Origin of the sequence: Sporosarcina quadrami (assembly GCF_014836615.1) — a bacterium.
Lineage (GTDB): Bacteria > Bacillota > Bacilli > Bacillales_A > Planococcaceae > Sporosarcina > Sporosarcina quadrami.
In genome coordinates this window covers 233,973-249,592 of the sequence record NZ_JACSQN010000003.1, presented here as the reverse complement: position 1 = coordinate 249,592, position 15,620 = coordinate 233,973, and the positions used below count along the sequence as shown (strand labels likewise).

The following is a 15,620-nucleotide window of genomic DNA, read 5'->3' as shown; positions in this document are numbered from 1 at the left end:
GATATACATATTCTTTGTAAGCATTTGACGCACAGAGTAAACTAACGATATGAATGGTTATAGAAAGCAGGTCTTCTTATGAAAAAATCGATAATACTATTAATGTCCGTGCAATTTTTTGTCTATCTCGGATTCGGGATTATCATTCCAATTCTCCCTGAAGTCATTGTGCAACAGAATCTTTCTGAAGTACACGTCGGCGGACTGTTGACGATATACGCGCTTGCTTCATTCTTCACGGCACCTCTTTGGGGAGCATTATCAGATCGAACAGGCCGTAAAAAACTGATTATGATTGGACTTATTGGATTCAGTCTAAGCTTTTTCCTTTTTGCTTTATTCATTGATAATTTGCCCATGCTATATATTTCACGTATCGTCGGTGGTGTTTTCTCTGGTGCTTTATACACAGCAGTGACGGGGTTTGTTGGGGATATGACGACTGAAGAAAACCGCAATAAGTATATGGGCTTTCTCGGTATGTCGATTGGACTCGGATTCATATTCGGACCGGCACTCGGCGGCGTACTCGGTCATTACGGTTTGCAAGTTCCCTTCATCGGCTCAGGTATTTTGACACTGCTCATCCTTGTGTATGCCAGCATCATCCTGAAGGAACCTAAACGTACAGGCGAAGCGACTAAACGCGCACTCCTTCCAAAAGGCGGCGCGATGATGTGGAGTTATCGCATCCGCAACTTGTTCCTCCTTTCGTTCATGGTGACGTTCATCTTATCGGGGATTGAATCGACGTTCCAGCTGTTCCAGATTAACCAGATCGACATTACGATCAAGCAAGTCGGTTATCTGTTCATGGCAAGTGGATTCGTAGACGCAGCCATCCAAGGTGGAGTCGTCCGACGTGTGAAAAACGGCTCCGAAACGAAATGGATTATCGGTGCACAAATCATTACGGCGATTGGCCTCCTACTAATACCGTTCACGACGAATATTTTCTGGGCGGGATTCGCACTTAGCGTCTTCACAGCAGGTAACGCACTCGCACGAACAATTCTTGTGTCATTGACATCGAAAGAGTCCGGAGGGAAATACGGTACGGCTGCAGGCATGACATATTCCATGGATAATATGGGCCGCATCTTGGCGCCTTTATTGTTTACATTCCTTATTACGAAAATGGATGGTCAGATTTATTATATCTCCGCCGTACTTGCGATTTTATCAATCATGTTCGTGTTCATGTACCGCAGTTCATCGAAAACTTTAAGAAATGCGTAAGTAAAAAGCGAAGTTCCTACGTTCGAATGAACGGCTTGGAACTTCGCTTTTTCATTTAAATCTTCTCGGGATTAGCCAAAAACTCAAATGCCTTTTTCAAATCAACGTCTTCCGTTAGATGTTCCGGCGTCCAAGGAATATGAATATGTGGCGTGATACCAACACCCGTCATCCCTTCCCCTCTGTCGATTCGAGATAGCCGAGATGACGGATACATGAGTTCAAATCCTTCATCCCATTTTGCGCTGACCAAGTTGGCATAATCATTCAAACCAAGCGTTGCCCTGCCGATGACTGTCACTTTGTTTGATTTCTTAACAAGCTCAACAAACGAATCCCCCGCACTTCCGCACATTACATCCGTCATGACAATAATCCGCGAAGGATGTTTCAACCCTTTCAGAAATGTGTCGCCGCCTGCAAGCTCACTGAAATCGAATTCCACAAAACCTTTCCCTCTATTACGATCCCATTCGCGTTTGAATATGTTCAATACAAAACGCGAATGCTCATCTTCCGTTTGTGCAAGCGCTTCTTCAAGTTCGGGTATAACCCGTCTTGCGCTTGCTTCCGTACAATTCATCAGCATCTTGTCTTCCGGATCTGCAAGTTCCAAACCTTCCTCTGGCAATAAATACGGGAACAGTGAATGGAAACTTGAATCACTACCACCGTTATTCACACGGACGTCGATGATCCACTTATCCGTGCTGTCAAGAAGCGCTTTATTTTCCTCGACCATTTGACTGATTGCATCAGGATTCATAAAATCAGTCATCGTCATCAGTAGTATATCCTTGCCCACTTCCTTGACAGTGTATGTCGGGACGTATTGCTTTTTATCATAAGAATTGAATGTGAAGTTTTTTATTTCATTCCCATCATCGAGTTCGCCTTCTGCATACTGCATTAAAATTGGTATCCACTTTTCACGTTCAGGATGGTTTTCGTTTAATAAACGATGATGTTTTTCCTTCAACTCAGGAATCTTTAACCCACCTACGGAAACGAAACTCATTCCCTTTTGCAACCGTGATTCTCCATTCACTTCCGTTACATAGAGCCGATCTTCAAAGCGACGGATGTTGAAACCAAGGCTTTTCGCTTTTCCATCTTGCGTATTCTTCATCAGAAAGTGAATATGGCTGTCATTGAAGTCCAGTAAATAGTCCTCGACGATTTGCTTGAAGGCTTCTTTAGATAGTTGTTCATCAGCTTCGATTTTGCGCAAGTACTTCTCAGGCTGATCGCAACCTTTTTTATCTTTCCAACCTGCATAATCATTGTTCATGATGTGCACAATTTCGTTAAATATATTTTTCAATTCTACACCCCGTTTTATTTATTCTTGCACCGTTTCTGCTTTAACTGTTTTTGATTTATCCAATTCTGGATGCGCTTTACGCACTACGGATGGCCGAGCCATAATTAGTACGACGATGATCAACACTGCACTTGAAGTGCCAAGGATCCATTGTGGTGGAAAAACATCGTAAAGGAATCCGAATAGGACCATTCCCAGTGGCATCAATGCCATTGCCATCGTTTCCAAAATAGAGAAGACACGTCCTTTGTAATCGTCATCAATCATTTTTTGCATCATGACTTGTATTGGTGTATTGACGAGGATCACTAGTATACCAAAGCTGAACATGACCGTTGCATAAAAGGCAAACATTCCGTTATACGGGAATTGAGTAATCAGTGGCAAAATTACTGCTCCCATCGCTAGCCCCATTCCAATGATTCCCCACTTGCCGACTCTCAGCGGGTACTTCAATTCTTTTCGCACAGATAAGTAAATAGACATTAGTATCATTCCGACAGCAGATGCCCCTTCAGTCAACCCAAAGTGTGTGGAGACCATTTTCATCTTTTCGATCAGGATAAAGGAATAACCAACTTGGAATGCACCAAACAAGAAGTTGATAACTAACGAGATCCAAATGATCGTCATGAGGACCGGCTGTAGTCTCAAGTAGGAGAGACCAGCTTTCATACTTTGAAGCATCGATTCTTTTGGTTCCCCTTCAACAATCTCTTTGCGCTTCGCAAATAACTTAAAGTTCATCGTTGACTCCAACAAAACTGCAATACCGGATGCAGACATATAAATTACTAGAAATATCGGCATTGTCACCGCTCCATATAATACACCACCTAATGCCGGACCTGCGATGGCGGCGAATGAAATGGACATTTGGTTCATTGACATCGCTTTCTGAATACGAGCTTCATCGACAAGACCCGTAATCGATGATGTGAAGGCAACTCCTGAAAATGATGAAGTAATCGCAATTACAACAGTCGTTGCATAAATCGAAATGAGCGATAGACCCGAAATGACACTTACCGTCAACAATCCGCCAATTGCAATTGTCGTTGCAATCTGAGCTGTAATAACAATCGTCTTTCTGGGATACTTATCTGCCACATATCCAGCAAATGGGGCTATAAGCGTCCTTGGTAAAATGCTACAGATGAGGTTCGCCGCAAAACTCGTAGCCGAGCCTGTCATTTGTAAAATATAAAAGCTGATTGCAAGCGCATAAACTTGTGCTCCAAACGACGAAATAAGCTTGCTTATTGTAAACGTCCACAAGTGGTACGTCGCTCTCTTTAACTTTAATGCTTCACTCAAAATATTCATTCCTTTCAATAAGTTTAATTTAGTTAAACAAATAATAACACGCTTAACTCTTCCAATGCAAGCAAAAGTTTAATATAATTAAACTACCACGAAAGCAATGGAGGTGTTCTTTATGTATACGCTAGGCGAACGGATTAGAACTTTACGCAAACAACAGAAGCTTACATTGGAAGCGTTAGCTGGAGATCACCTTACAAAAGGGATGCTCAGTTTAATTGAAAACAATAAAGCGAATCCATCGATGGAGAGCTTGTCTTATATAGCCGAACGTCTTGGAGTTGAAGTTTCTGAACTATTGGAGGAAGTGAATATCCATGAGTTACGAAAACTTCTCATGGAAGTGGAAAAACTTTATCATACCGATTTTGATGATCTTACTGATGAAAATGTACAGATCATCGCATTGATCGAGCCTTTTGCCGATAAATTGAATCAGGGGTATGAAGCGGGACGATTATTGGAAATCTATAGTCAGGCATTACATACCGAAAAGAAAGAAGGTTGGCAGAATTCTTCCGATAAAGCAGCCGAGATTTTCCATCAATTGAATCTCATTCCCCGACTTGCTGCAATCGGGATGTTCAGGGCAATGGTGAAATTCACGGAATACGACTACGAAAGTTCACTTGAGATTTTATTGAAAGAACGTAAAGCGATTGAAGCGCGTAACGTATTCATTGATTCGCTAACCCGACTTGACTTTGATTATTTAGAGGCCGTTCTCCATTTCGCTGTTGGAAATCCTGATGAAGCAATTCGTGTCATGAACAAAGGTATTGAGTTTTCACGGAAAAAGCGGGTATTTTACCGCATTGATCATTTATATCGAATGGCTTCATTCAACGCAATGATGACAGGTGATGAGGAATCGCGAATTTACTATAATCGGAAGCTTGAGTTATATGCCGAGTTTTCAGATGATGAGGACCCACGTTTTTTTAATAGATTTTCAAATGTCCATTACCTTACAACTTATAAAAAGTCCTATCAAGAAGCGCTCGATTCCATTCAGAAATTTAGGGATGAGAAAAAGCAGTTTCCTAGCCACTTTTCCCCATACATTTCTTTAGAGATAGGAAAAGCAAAATTCGGTTTAGAAAAGTATGCTGAAGCGATCGTCCACTTGAAAAAGGTCAAAATTCCTGACTTCTTGCACCATCCTTTCGATTTGTCTCTTTTTTATGCGAAAGATGCGTATATTGCACTTTGTCACTTGGCTCTGGGAGAAAAGACGAAAGCATTCATCGCCATAGAGGAAGCGGTTACTGCTATTACACCGATGCCCGCATCACCATATAAAGACTTCATTATGGACACGCTTAAATTGATACAAACAACTTCATGATAAAAGCCGCAAAAGTTTGGATACTTTTGCGGCTTTTTCATTAGGAAGCTTCTATTGATTGTTTTTCAATTGAGTCGTTGTATATATCTTGGTTTAACTCCCCTGTCACACGAGCAGTTGCAACACCTGCAGTCATGGAACCACTGACATTCAATGCTGTCCGCCCCATATCGATAAGCGGTTCGACGGAAATTAATAAACCTGCCAGAGCAATTGGTAAATTGAGGGCAGATAGCACAAGAATCGCTGCGAATGTCGCTCCTCCACCGACTCCTGCAACACCGAACGAACTGACAGCGACAATGGCTATCAACGTAATCAGGAATGTCGGTTCCAATGGATTTTGTCCAACGGTTGGCGCAATCATGACAGCAAGCATCGCTGGATATACGCCTGCACAGCCATTCTGTCCAATTGATAAGCCAAACGAACCCGAGAAGTTAGCGATTCCATCAGGGACGCCGAGTCGGTCAGTTTGTGTTTTGATGGTAAGTGGCAATGTACCCGCACTCGATCTTGAAGAAAAGGCGAATAGCAAGGCTTCCGCTGTCTTCTTTACATAGGTCAGCGGGTTAAGTCCCGAAATCGTAATGATGACCAAGTGGATAATGAACATGACGAGTAGCGCAACATAGGAAGCAAGAACAAATTTCCCTAAGCTATAAATTGCCGCAAAGTCAGAGGTTGCAACAGTTTTTGAAATGATCGCCAAGATACCGTAAGGCGTTAATCGTAATACAATTCTCACAACACCCATGATGAGTGAATAAATAGCGTCTATCCCCTTTTTTACCCTGTCCGCATTTTCTTTGTCACGTCTTGTTAATGCTAAATAGGCAAAACCGAGAAATGCTGCGAAGATAACGACACCAATCGTCGACGTCGGACGGGCACCTGTAAAGTCCAGAAATGGATTTGCTGGTAACAGATCAAGGATTTGATCTGGCAAAGCCTTGTCAGCCATTGTTGCAGATCGCTCTTCAAGGGAGAGACCTCTGGCCGCTTCCGCTTCCCCTTGGATAATTTCTGAAGCATCCAAGCCGAACAACAATGACGAAGAAATTCCGATGATCGCGGCAATCGCTGTCGTACCGACAAGTATACCCAAAATCATTCCCGCCATTTTCCCGAAGTTCTTTCCAATCGTCACTTTCGTGAAAGCACCAAGAATTGAAATGAAAACAAGTGGTACCACAATCATTTGAAGAAGTTTCACATAGCCTGTTCCAACGATATTGAACCAGCTGACCGATTTAGCCAACACCTCTGACTCAGCACCGTAAGCGATATGCAAAATAAAACCAAAAAGAATTCCTAGTCCAAGACCGGTAAATACCCTTTTAGAAAACGAAATCCCTTTCCTGTGCATAGTATAAAGCACACCGATCAAGAGCAATAAACCTAGAATATTTACGAACAATAAAAATGTATTCATTTGTCATCCCCCATTTCAATTCTTTTAATAACATATGCAAACTATATACCCCTAATTCATATCGGTCAAGTAGGTTTTAAAATCAGCATGATATATTCTACTTTTTACAGTGCTTTTCTGTATACTAGTATGAGAACCAACTAAGGAGGGCGTATATGGCAGGATTTATAACGGTTTCTATTACGATCATTTACATTTTAAACACATTACTTGCGATTGCGCTTATTTTTCTCGAACGTAGAGACCCCACTTCAACTTGGGCTTGGCTCCTTGTCTTATTTTTCATTCCATTGGCAGGGTTCGTCATCTACCTTCTTTTTGGCAGGAAATTAAGAGATAAGCACTCTTTCCGCTGGTCCGGTAAAAACCGAATTGGAATTGAAACGCTAATTGATTATCAGATTGAAGCCATCGAAGAAAATAGATTCGAATTCAGATTAGACGATACTGCTCATTATCACGATATGATTTATCTCCATTTACGAAACAACCACGCTGTTTTAACGCAGGATAATGATGTGCAAGTTTTTAATGACGGAGCTGCAAAATTCGAGGCTTTGTTGAACGACTTGGAGCAGGCAAAAGATCACATTCATTTCCAATATTATATTTTGCGTTTAGATTCATTAGGCACGAAAATCCTGAACGTGTTAATCAAGAAAGCAAAACAAGGTGTCAAAGTGCGTGTCCTCTATGATGATATAGGTTCGCGAGGCTTACGCATCAAGCATTTGAAAGAATTGTCGGACGCTGGTGGTGAAGTCGCCGCTTTCTTCCCAGCCATCCTCCCACTCATTAATCCACGACTCAATTACCGAAATCACCGAAAAATCGTTGTCATTGACGGACGCATTGGCTATGTCGGCGGCTTTAACGTAGGTGACGAATATCTAGGGCTCGATAAGAAATTCGGCTATTGGCGTGATACGCATCTACGGATTGAAGGCAGTGCTATACATCCTTTGCAGACTCGCTTCTTGTTGGATTGGAACCAAGCGTCTGCATTGGAAGATATCGATTATGCAGAACGTTACTTCCCTGCTATCCCAATGAAAGGTTCAGTCGGCTTGCAAATTGTGTCAAGCGGACCTGACGCAGAATGGGAACAGATTAAAGACGGCTATTTGAAGATGATTTTTCTTGCGAAGGAGTATATCTATATTCAGACACCATACTTCATTCCGGATGTCAGTTTCCTTGATGCCTTGCGGATTGCCTGTTTGTCTGGCGTTGATGTGCGCATTATGATTCCGAATAAGCCTGATCATATGTTCGTTTACTGGGCGACCTATTCGAATGTTGGAAAGCTGTTGAAAGCTGGGGCAAAAGTGTATATTTACGAAAACGGCTTCATTCACTCGAAGCAGATTGTTGTGGACGATGAAGTGTCAACGGTTGGTACAGCAAATATCGACGTGCGTAGTTTCAAACTTAACTTTGAAATCAACGCCTTCATCTACGACCGCGAGAAATCGCATGAATTGGCGGAGCTATTTGAATCGGATATGCAATTGTCGACTGAGTTGACGTACGATATGTATTTGAATCGGACGCGTGGCATTAAGATTAAAGAGTCGGTGTCACGATTGCTGTCGCCGATATTATAAGGTTTATATGAATGAGCGCGGGGGATCCTCTTGCGCTTTTTTCGATTTGGGTGTGGTCGTTTGGGCTTGAGGGTGGATTCCGTCCTACATTGAGCGGTTCATCCTCTGTATTGAGCGGTTCTCGCACTACATTGAGCGGTTCATCCTCTGTATTGAGCGGTTCTCGCACTACATTGAGCGGTTCCTCCTCTGTATTGAGCAGTCATTCGTCAAATCAATCCTTCATCAAAAAAATCCACCTATCCAGATTACAAGATAGGTGGATTTCTATTATTTCAATCCTAGATATTCTTCCAACGTAATATTACGGTTGTAAATGTCACTCGCAACTTCTGTCCCGACGTAGCGGAAGTGCCATGACTCATGCATGTAGCCGGTGATTTCCTCTTTGCCTTTCGGGTATCGCAATATGAAACCGTAACGATGTGCGTTTGCAGCGACCCACTTGCCGGCCTCAGTACCACCAAATGATGAGGATGCCCAGTGCTGTTCAAAGTTTACTTCACCAATATCAAATGCGAGACCTGTTTGGTGTTCAGAATAACCCGGTCTTGCGCTGTAGCGATCTGCAGCTTCGACGCCATCTTTTTTAACATACCGTTCGTAGAGGCCGACTTGATAATCGTATGGACGATATGTGCTGAAAGCTTTCAGATTAAATCCGGACAGCTTAGCTTCTGCTGCCATTTCATCGAAAGCCGCTCGCGCTCCCTTACTTTCCCCAGGTGCGTATGTACTTGGCAGCGGATATTTTTTATTTGCAATCAAAATACCGTTAACGTATGTCGGCTTGTCGGGAAGTTTCTGCCCTTCAATATAGCCGCTTTTGTTCGGAGTACCCGGTGGTTTGACCGTCACTGGAGGCTTAGTGTCTTTGGGTGGAGACGGTTTTTCAGGTTTCGTTTCCGGTTTTATTTCCGGTTTCTTCTCCGGCACAGGTGTTTCCGTCACCGGCTCTTCTACTTCTGCAGGTGGCTCTTCAATGACAGGTTCTTCTTCGACATCGGGTTCCTCAATCTCAGAATCTTCCTCTTCAATAGCAGGCTCCTCTTCAGGTTCCGTCACTTCTTCCGGATCAATTTCAACTTCTCTAGGCTCTTCATTGCCTAAACCGATCTGTGTAAGGCTTTTATTAACATCCCAATTATTAAATCCGAACCAGACAACGATTGCCGTCATGAGTATGCCGACGATCAGTAATGTGATGGGTAGCGCTTTATTAGATTTCGCATGTTGATTTTTCTTATTTTTTCGGTTCATTTATTCGTGGCCTTCCTTCATTTCAAAAATACTTGCTGATTGTAAATAAATCAATGGCAAAGCATCCGTGACTATATATCATTTTCTTTCCAATCTATGTATGCTATCATTTATTGTTATATGTGTAAATGAAAGATTGCGAGGATCAGTGAATGAATAATCAAAGATGGCTATCGATAAGTTTTTTGGCTTTCTTCTTTACATGGGGAGTTTTTGTCCCCTATTGGACAGGCTACCTGACATTAGAAAAAGGAATGTCCGTTACGAAAGCGAGTATTATAATGGGGGCTGGCATGTTAATGCGGTCTTTCTCAACGTTCGTCATTTTCCCTTATTTGACGCAACGTACATCTTACATCCGAGTCATTAAATGGTCCACAGTACTCTCACTGTTCGCAGCAATTTTATATATACCATCTTCACCCTTCATCGCATTGCTGATCATTACGATGTTATTCAGTGCTGTGTACCCAATCATACTGCCTGCTGTTGAGAGCGGTGCGTCCGTGCTCATGCAAAAAGAGCGTATACACTACGGGAAAAGTAGGTCATTCGGTTCAATCGGTTATACAGTTGCACTGTTGCTCGTAGGGGCTGCAACAGCTATTTGGGATGAACAAGTCATCCTCTATATGATGATCGGTGGACTTGCGATGATGCTTTTGTTTTTCATGCGTCCTGCACCTTCAGTTCTGGAAAGAATTCCTGAGAAGGCAGAAAAACACTCTGAAAAACAAGGTGCGAAAACGCTGTTTGAAACAAAAGGTTTTCCGATTATCATGCTACTCGCCATTCTTTTACAAGGTGCGCATGCATCGTATTATAATTACGGATTCCTGTTTCTTGATGATTTGAATGTTAACGGTTTTTATATTGGCGTCATTTTAAATATCGCGGTTTTATTTGAAATACTATTTTTCACACAAGCAGATCGTTTTCTATCGGATGTTCGGGTTTCCACAATGTTTCTCATCGCAGGTATCGGTTCGACTGTACGATGGATTATGATATTCCTATTTCCGACAACAGCCGTGTTCATCTTGTCTCAAGTGTTGCACGCGGTATCATTCGGCATTGCACACTACGCGTTCATTCAATACATTTCAAAACAATTGCCACACTCGAAAATTGCGGCCGCTCAAGGATTTTATGCAGCTTTCGCAATGAGTCTAAGCACAGCAGTACTGACATTCCCAGCTGGATACTTATATGAGATTTCTCCAAGTGTCGCATTTTTAGGAATGACCGTGTGCACCATTCCTGCCGTCATTATCGTATTGGCAACACGCAAACGCTTTGCTTATTAATACATTTATAGGACGCTTGTGAGGAAAGAGTAGTTTCCTTACAAGCGTTTTTATAATCAAACAAAGAAAATCAACACAAACACAACAACGAATGCAACTGCAAATAAAATTGACAAATAGCGCATCCAAGTTGATTCCCGCACATGCCCTTGGTCTTTAAACGACTTGGCGCGCATTGCATTCGTTAGTGTAAAAAGTGCCATCATCGCAAGAATCGCCAAGTCAAATTTGCCAAGGACGACAAAAACCAAAGCGATTACTGCCAATAAACCAATTCCTGATAAGAACATTTTTTTCTGATTCATACTTAATTCCCTCCAAAAAAAGGCTGGAGATCGCTCTCCAGCCTCTTACCATCCGATATAATCGGCTTATTTCTTCTCTGCTTCTGTTACAGGGACAGGCTCAGTTTCCTTGTAGTAGAATTTGCGTCCTAAATACGTTTGGAATATGAGCAACAAACCGCCGACTGCCCAGTAGAGCGGCAATGCAGCCATAACTGAGAATGAGATGAACATAATCATAATCGGCGACATGTAAATGAACATTTTCATTTGCTTCTTCTGTTGTTCTGGCATTGTCCATAGTGATACACGTGCCTGGACAAAATAAACCGCACCTGCGACAAGCATCATAATCTTATCAGGTTCTCCGAGGTTAAACCACAGGAATTGGTGCTCTTTCACTTCTGGTGGAGCATAAAGGATTGCGAAATAAAGACCCATAATAATCGGCATTTGGATAATGAGCGGTAGACAACCCATATTCAACGGGTTAACACCATGTTTTGAATATAAGCCCATCATTTCCTGCTGAAGCTTCATTTGCTCTTCTTTTTCGTTCTTTTCTTTTGCTTCCTTCATCTTCTTCTGAATGTCTTCCATCTCTGGACGGAGCGCATCCATTTTAACTTTCATATCCTGTTGCGACTTATAGTTCTTCAACATAAGCGGCATTAAAACTAACCGGATTGCGACTGTAATCAAGATGATTGCCAGACCATAGCTTCCATTAAAGGTTTCCCCAAGATAATGAAGCAGCCATTCCATCGGCTTAACGAAAATACTATAAAACGTGCCTTCTTTGTTCTGTACGCCAGAACACCCGCTCAAAAATATCGTAGCGGTCATCAATATGGAAAATAAACCGATTTTCTTCTTCAATAGACTCACCTTCACTATTTCAAACTACTGAAAAGTATACCTCAAATCACTATCCAATTACAATTATTGTTCGTCAAAATACCGTATTTGTATTTAAAACTGTTCAAACTTCTGACTTTTTGTATAAATTGACTGATAGACTTTAAAAAAACTTTTGCTCACCGCTAAAAAAAAACGCCTCAAGTGATGAGGCGTTAAAATCATTTGTTGTCTTTGTTGTCTTTGTCTTCGCCAGTAGTACTCTTTTTATCACTGCTATTCGTCGGCGGTGCATCTTCAGGATTCTCTTTCTTTTTATACAACCCATCTTCTTTTGACTCTTTTGATTTGTCTTCAACTTCTTGGTTATAATAATGTACGCTCGTTTGGGCGCCTTCACTTACCATTCCGTTATCCTGTAAATCATACGGATCTGAGAAACCTTTTTTCGTTTCGTCTGAACGATTCAATTTCTGTGAAGTAACGAAAGAATCGACTTTTGTTTTCATATTGTTTACCGCTACCATTGCTTTATCACGGTTTTCTTTTTTACTGAAATACGCATATGCACCTGCAGCCAATGTTGCTACGAGTAGTCCATTTCCACGTTTACGTGCCATAACTATCAATCCTCCATTAAACTTTTCTCAAATCGTAAATCGTATTATGCTTATAGTATACCCTTTGCAGAAATTTAAAAACTTACCTATGAAAAGAAGTTGACGATTGCCCCCAATTATTGCTTTGGTTAGGCATCTCTTACATAGCATCTCATACAAAATGATTCATTTCAAATAAATACTAGCCTGAAACACTTTAATTTGCGGATTTTTAAGATAATTAACATTTTTATATTTCATTATGGTTACAATCATAGTTTATCGGACTATTATTTGTTATGATAGGAAAAAGGATAGCGGAGGTGAGAGCAATTTGATCAGACCTATGACTGCCGAGGATATTGGCTACATACAACATATCGCGCACGATACTTGGAATGATACATATGCCGGAATCATTCCCGAAGACATTCAAACAGACTACCTCAACCGTTCTTTTTCTAATGCCATGATGGAAAAACGCATGGAAAAAACCCACTTGCTCGTTGCTGAAAACGAAAAGGGCATCCCTATCGGATTTCTCAACTTCACAAGGGAAGACGAAGATGGCGACTCGGAATTGACTGCAATGTATATCCTACCGTCTTATCAACACTCGGGTTACGGCAAAAAACTAATCGATTACGCAATCAACTTCCTTGGAACCGCAAAGCAGCTATTCGTATACGTAGACAGCCGCAATACGGGTGGACGAGCTTTCTATGAAAAACAAGGTTTTACCCAACTCGATATTTTCGAAGAGAACTTTGAAGGCAGTCTAGTGGAGACGGTCCAATACGTCTATTACATTCATGAGCATGCGCTCGCTTACTAACAACCACATAAGAAAAGACGCTTATCCCATAACGGGTAAGCGTCTTTTATCGTTTACAACGGTCTCATTGAATCGTCGTTATACGGTTGGTCGACAAACTGTAGTTCATCTTCTAGTGGTGGTTTCTTTGTGAAACAAAGAATTGCTGCAATATAGAGCAAGATGGACGGCAATGTTAAAATTCCACCCATTAATCCTGCAATAATGAACATAATACCAGCAAGTTTCGCATTTTTGTTATTCCAGATATTAACGATGCCGATAATATTCAAGATAACGCTGAGAATCATGAAGATGATGATCACCCATAGAAATCCACCGAATACATCAAATGCAGCAAATACAGCATCCATATCAGATGGCGATAACGTAGGGTCTGTCATCATTTCCATTTCTATTTCCTGTCTGACGGAAGGATCATTCTTAATCAAATTAAAAAATGCAATACCAGCAAATCCTAAAATCGTACCGATTCCCGTCAAAACAACAGCGATAATTGATAGTACTCTTTCAGCTGTTCTGTTCATTGTAACACCCTTTCTGTTTAAGCTATTTTTCTAGCATACCAAATAATACGGAGAATGAACAAAATAGTTTCACTTTCCATTTGATTCTTTCACTCATTACCCTAAACTTGAATCTTAACACCTATTCACCTGCTCCAAAATGCACATCTAATAATTCGCTAAATCCATTTGGAAAGTTTTGTTTTTTTAAATACGGGTAATTAAAGACTACAAGCAATTATTACATTGAGCGAAAGGAGAGCATGAATCATGGCTAAAAACGTATTATACACATCTTCGGACATGCTTTACACCGTCGCAGGAGCTGGAATCTTAACTGGTATAGTCTATGCAGTCACTTTGGCAATTGGCTTTTAACAATTATATATACGATTAAAAAGGCGATTCCGCATATGTATGCGGAATCGCCTTCTTCAATTTACACTTTTACGTCTTCATATTCTTTGTAACGATTGAAAGCTGTCACAACATATGAACAGACTGCATCCATCTTGTAGTCATTTTCACGGGCATAGTCTGCTGCGCGGTCAAGCAATTTTTTCGCAACTCCTTGTCCACGTAAATCTTCAGATACATACGTATGATCCATAACCATAACATCGGCTAGAAGTGTCCATGTAATTTCAGCTTGCATCTTGCCATCTTCTTCTTGTCGGAACGCAAATGCATCTCCACCAAGATCAACAAATTCGAACTCCATGAAATCCTCTCCTTTTACACTATTCTAACATATCAATGTATCTGATTAGTTGAACCAAGACTTAACGGAATCCATTAAACCTTCAAAAAACGTTTTTACTTTATCCCAAAAGCCGGGATCTATTTCACCAAGCTTCTCTTTAATCGTTGACGCCATGTCAGAGAGTTGGCTTGATAATTTGCTGAAGTCAATATCTAAAGACCGGATTCTGTCCATAAGCTCAATCAATAGTTGGCGATCGGCTTCACTCAGTTCGATATTCAACTTCTTCAATTGTTCATTAACAATCTGCTCGACTTCTTCTTTTGTCACGGGTTTGTTATCGGCTATTGCTTTCTTAATTTCCGTAAGAAGTTCCGCCACTTTGTCTTGATCGATACCCGAATCTTTCGCAAACCTTGTCGCCAAGTTTAATTCATCGTTTGCTACATCCGTTCGTTCTGTATCTAACGTTTCACCAGTTACTTCATATGCTTTGTAAATACCGACTAACGCGGAATGTCCAGTGACCGGTTTCGGTGCCGCCACTTCGACGATTGCATCTTCAATACCTGCTGTAAGCATTGCTGTCGCATACATTTCGTTCGTTACTTGTGTGATGTTTTCAGGTGTAACAATTTTGATGACGAGGCCTTCACCTTCATCCTGACGTGTAATTTTAGCGGATGAGTACATTCTAGCTTGGCTATTGCCATCCTTAATATAGTTAACAAGATCCGTTCCATCGACCGTAATCTCTTCGACTTCAGCTTCTTGATCAACCTTCAAACTCTTTTTAACCGTTTCTTTCTCAGCATCCGTCAAGTTTGCACCTAGTACAACAATCGGTACACCCAATTTCTCATCAATAACCGAATCGGCTTGCGTAATACTTGGGAACAAGCCTCCAATGAGCAGCAGAAACGCACTTGCTGCTACCAACCATTTTTTCATAAGCTCTTCCTCCTTGTGCGATGACCTAGTAAACGTATCAT

The 15,620-nt window shown here is 41.3% G+C and carries 15 protein-coding genes; 5 read left to right on the top strand and 10 right to left on the bottom strand.

From position 1 onward, the window contains the following. Positions 1 to 78 precede the first annotated feature (78 nt). Entirely contained in the window at positions 79 to 1,239 is a 1,161-nt protein-coding gene (locus tag H9649_RS04945; RefSeq protein ID WP_191693607.1) for an MFS transporter, read from the top strand. 55 nt (positions 1,240 to 1,294) lie between these two features. Here H9649_RS04945 and H9649_RS04940 read toward each other — a convergent pair whose 3' ends face one another. Both H9649_RS04940 and H9649_RS04935 read right to left on the bottom strand, forming a co-directional pair. Beyond that, positions 1,295 to 2,563 (bottom strand): S41 family peptidase, encoded by a 1,269-nt coding sequence (locus H9649_RS04940; RefSeq protein ID WP_191693606.1) that lies wholly within the window; start codon positions 2,561 to 2,563, stop codon positions 1,295 to 1,297. An 18-nt stretch (positions 2,564 to 2,581) separates the two neighbouring features. Next, entirely contained in the window at positions 2,582 to 3,889 is a 1,308-nt protein-coding gene (locus H9649_RS04935; RefSeq protein ID WP_404828703.1) for an MFS transporter, read from the bottom strand. A gap of 112 nt (positions 3,890 to 4,001) precedes the next feature. Here H9649_RS04935 and H9649_RS04930 point away from each other — a divergent pair, with 112 nt between their 5' ends. Continuing rightward, positions 4,002 to 5,234 (top strand): helix-turn-helix transcriptional regulator, encoded by a 1,233-nt coding sequence (locus H9649_RS04930; RefSeq protein WP_191693604.1) that lies wholly within the window; start codon positions 4,002 to 4,004, stop codon positions 5,232 to 5,234. Positions 5,235 to 5,274: 40 nt separating this feature from the next. Here the strand turns inward: H9649_RS04930 and H9649_RS04925 are convergent, their stop codons facing one another. Then, on the bottom strand, positions 5,275 to 6,669 hold the full coding sequence (locus tag H9649_RS04925) for an L-cystine transporter (protein WP_191693603.1): 1,395 nt from the start codon (positions 6,667 to 6,669) through the stop codon (positions 5,275 to 5,277). A 155-nt stretch (positions 6,670 to 6,824) separates the two neighbouring features. Between H9649_RS04925 and cls the strand changes: the two genes are divergently transcribed. Beyond that, positions 6,825 to 8,276 carry a cardiolipin synthase gene (gene cls, locus H9649_RS04920; protein WP_191693602.1) on the top strand — a complete coding sequence of 484 codons (1,452 nt, stop codon included), beginning with the start codon at positions 6,825 to 6,827 and terminating at the stop codon, positions 8,274 to 8,276. Positions 8,277 to 8,546: 270 nt separating this feature from the next. On the opposite strand, the gene H9649_RS04915 is transcribed toward cls, so the two are convergent. Continuing rightward, positions 8,547 to 9,536, bottom strand: a complete 990-nt coding sequence (locus tag H9649_RS04915; protein WP_225229669.1) for a M15 family metallopeptidase — start codon at positions 9,534 to 9,536, stop codon at positions 8,547 to 8,549. Positions 9,537 to 9,688: 152 nt separating this feature from the next. Between H9649_RS04915 and H9649_RS04910 the strand changes: the two genes are divergently transcribed. Continuing rightward, positions 9,689 to 10,843, top strand: coding sequence for an MFS transporter (locus tag H9649_RS04910; RefSeq protein WP_191693601.1), 1,155 nt, complete (start codon positions 9,689 to 9,691; stop codon positions 10,841 to 10,843). A gap of 56 nt (positions 10,844 to 10,899) precedes the next feature. Here H9649_RS04910 and H9649_RS04905 read toward each other — a convergent pair whose 3' ends face one another. The 3 genes from H9649_RS04905 to H9649_RS04895 all read right to left on the bottom strand — a co-directional run bounded on the left by H9649_RS04905 (position 10,900) and on the right by H9649_RS04895 (position 12,605). Next, positions 10,900 to 11,148 carry a hypothetical protein gene (locus tag H9649_RS04905; RefSeq protein WP_191693600.1) on the bottom strand — a complete coding sequence of 83 codons (249 nt, stop codon included), beginning with the start codon at positions 11,146 to 11,148 and terminating at the stop codon, positions 10,900 to 10,902. 66 nt (positions 11,149 to 11,214) lie between these two features. After that, a complete protein-coding gene (yidC, locus tag H9649_RS04900; RefSeq protein ID WP_225229668.1) occupies positions 11,215 to 12,006 on the bottom strand; it encodes a membrane protein insertase YidC in 792 nt (263 codons plus the stop codon). 200 nt (positions 12,007 to 12,206) lie between these two features. Further along, the gene (locus tag H9649_RS04895) at positions 12,207 to 12,605 is read right to left on the bottom strand and encodes a hypothetical protein (protein WP_191693599.1); all 399 of its coding nucleotides are present in this window, start codon (positions 12,603 to 12,605) and stop codon (positions 12,207 to 12,209) included. Between the two features lie 313 nt (positions 12,606 to 12,918). Here H9649_RS04895 and H9649_RS04890 point away from each other — a divergent pair, with 313 nt between their 5' ends. Further along, complete coding sequence (locus H9649_RS04890; RefSeq protein WP_191693598.1) at positions 12,919 to 13,419, top strand: GNAT family N-acetyltransferase; 501 nt, start codon at positions 12,919 to 12,921, stop codon at positions 13,417 to 13,419. A gap of 53 nt (positions 13,420 to 13,472) precedes the next feature. On the opposite strand, the gene H9649_RS04885 is transcribed toward H9649_RS04890, so the two are convergent. The 3 genes from H9649_RS04885 to H9649_RS04875 form a co-directional block, all read right to left on the bottom strand. Next, entirely contained in the window at positions 13,473 to 13,946 is a 474-nt protein-coding gene (locus H9649_RS04885) for a DUF4064 domain-containing protein (protein ID WP_191693597.1), read from the bottom strand. A gap of 418 nt (positions 13,947 to 14,364) precedes the next feature. Next, entirely contained in the window at positions 14,365 to 14,646 is a 282-nt protein-coding gene (locus H9649_RS04880) for a GNAT family N-acetyltransferase (RefSeq protein WP_191693596.1), read from the bottom strand. A 45-nt stretch (positions 14,647 to 14,691) separates the two neighbouring features. After that, positions 14,692 to 15,579, bottom strand: coding sequence for a DUF1002 domain-containing protein (locus H9649_RS04875; RefSeq protein ID WP_191693595.1), 888 nt, complete (start codon positions 15,577 to 15,579; stop codon positions 14,692 to 14,694). Positions 15,580 to 15,620: the final 41 nt, after the last annotated feature.

What these genes read in the sequence shown, in the direction of transcription:
- cls (WP_191693602.1), top strand. Translation starts at nt 6,825, where the DNA reads ATGGCAGGATTTATAACGGTTTCTATTACGATCATTTACATTTTAAAC.
- H9649_RS04905 (WP_191693600.1), bottom strand. Translation starts at nt 11,148, where the DNA reads ATGAATCAGAAAAAAATGTTCTTATCAGGAATTGGTTTATTGGCAGTA.
- H9649_RS04895 (WP_191693599.1), bottom strand. Translation starts at nt 12,605, where the DNA reads ATGGCACGTAAACGTGGAAATGGACTACTCGTAGCAACATTGGCTGCA.
- H9649_RS04875 (WP_191693595.1), bottom strand. Translation starts at nt 15,579, where the DNA reads ATGAAAAAATGGTTGGTAGCAGCAAGTGCGTTTCTGCTGCTCATTGGA.
- H9649_RS04930 (WP_191693604.1), top strand. Translation starts at nt 4,002, where the DNA reads ATGTATACGCTAGGCGAACGGATTAGAACTTTACGCAAACAACAGAAG.
- H9649_RS04880 (WP_191693596.1), bottom strand. Translation starts at nt 14,646, where the DNA reads ATGGAGTTCGAATTTGTTGATCTTGGTGGAGATGCATTTGCGTTCCGA.
- H9649_RS04910 (WP_191693601.1), top strand. Translation starts at nt 9,689, where the DNA reads ATGAATAATCAAAGATGGCTATCGATAAGTTTTTTGGCTTTCTTCTTT.
- H9649_RS04935 (WP_404828703.1), bottom strand. Translation starts at nt 3,889, where the DNA reads ATGAATATTTTGAGTGAAGCATTAAAGTTAAAGAGAGCGACGTACCAC.
- H9649_RS04885 (WP_191693597.1), bottom strand. Translation starts at nt 13,946, where the DNA reads ATGAACAGAACAGCTGAAAGAGTACTATCAATTATCGCTGTTGTTTTG.
- H9649_RS04915 (WP_225229669.1), bottom strand. Translation starts at nt 9,536, where the DNA reads ATGAACCGAAAAAATAAGAAAAATCAACATGCGAAATCTAATAAAGCG.
- H9649_RS04925 (WP_191693603.1), bottom strand. Translation starts at nt 6,669, where the DNA reads ATGAATACATTTTTATTGTTCGTAAATATTCTAGGTTTATTGCTCTTG.
- H9649_RS04945 (WP_191693607.1), top strand. Translation starts at nt 79, where the DNA reads ATGAAAAAATCGATAATACTATTAATGTCCGTGCAATTTTTTGTCTAT.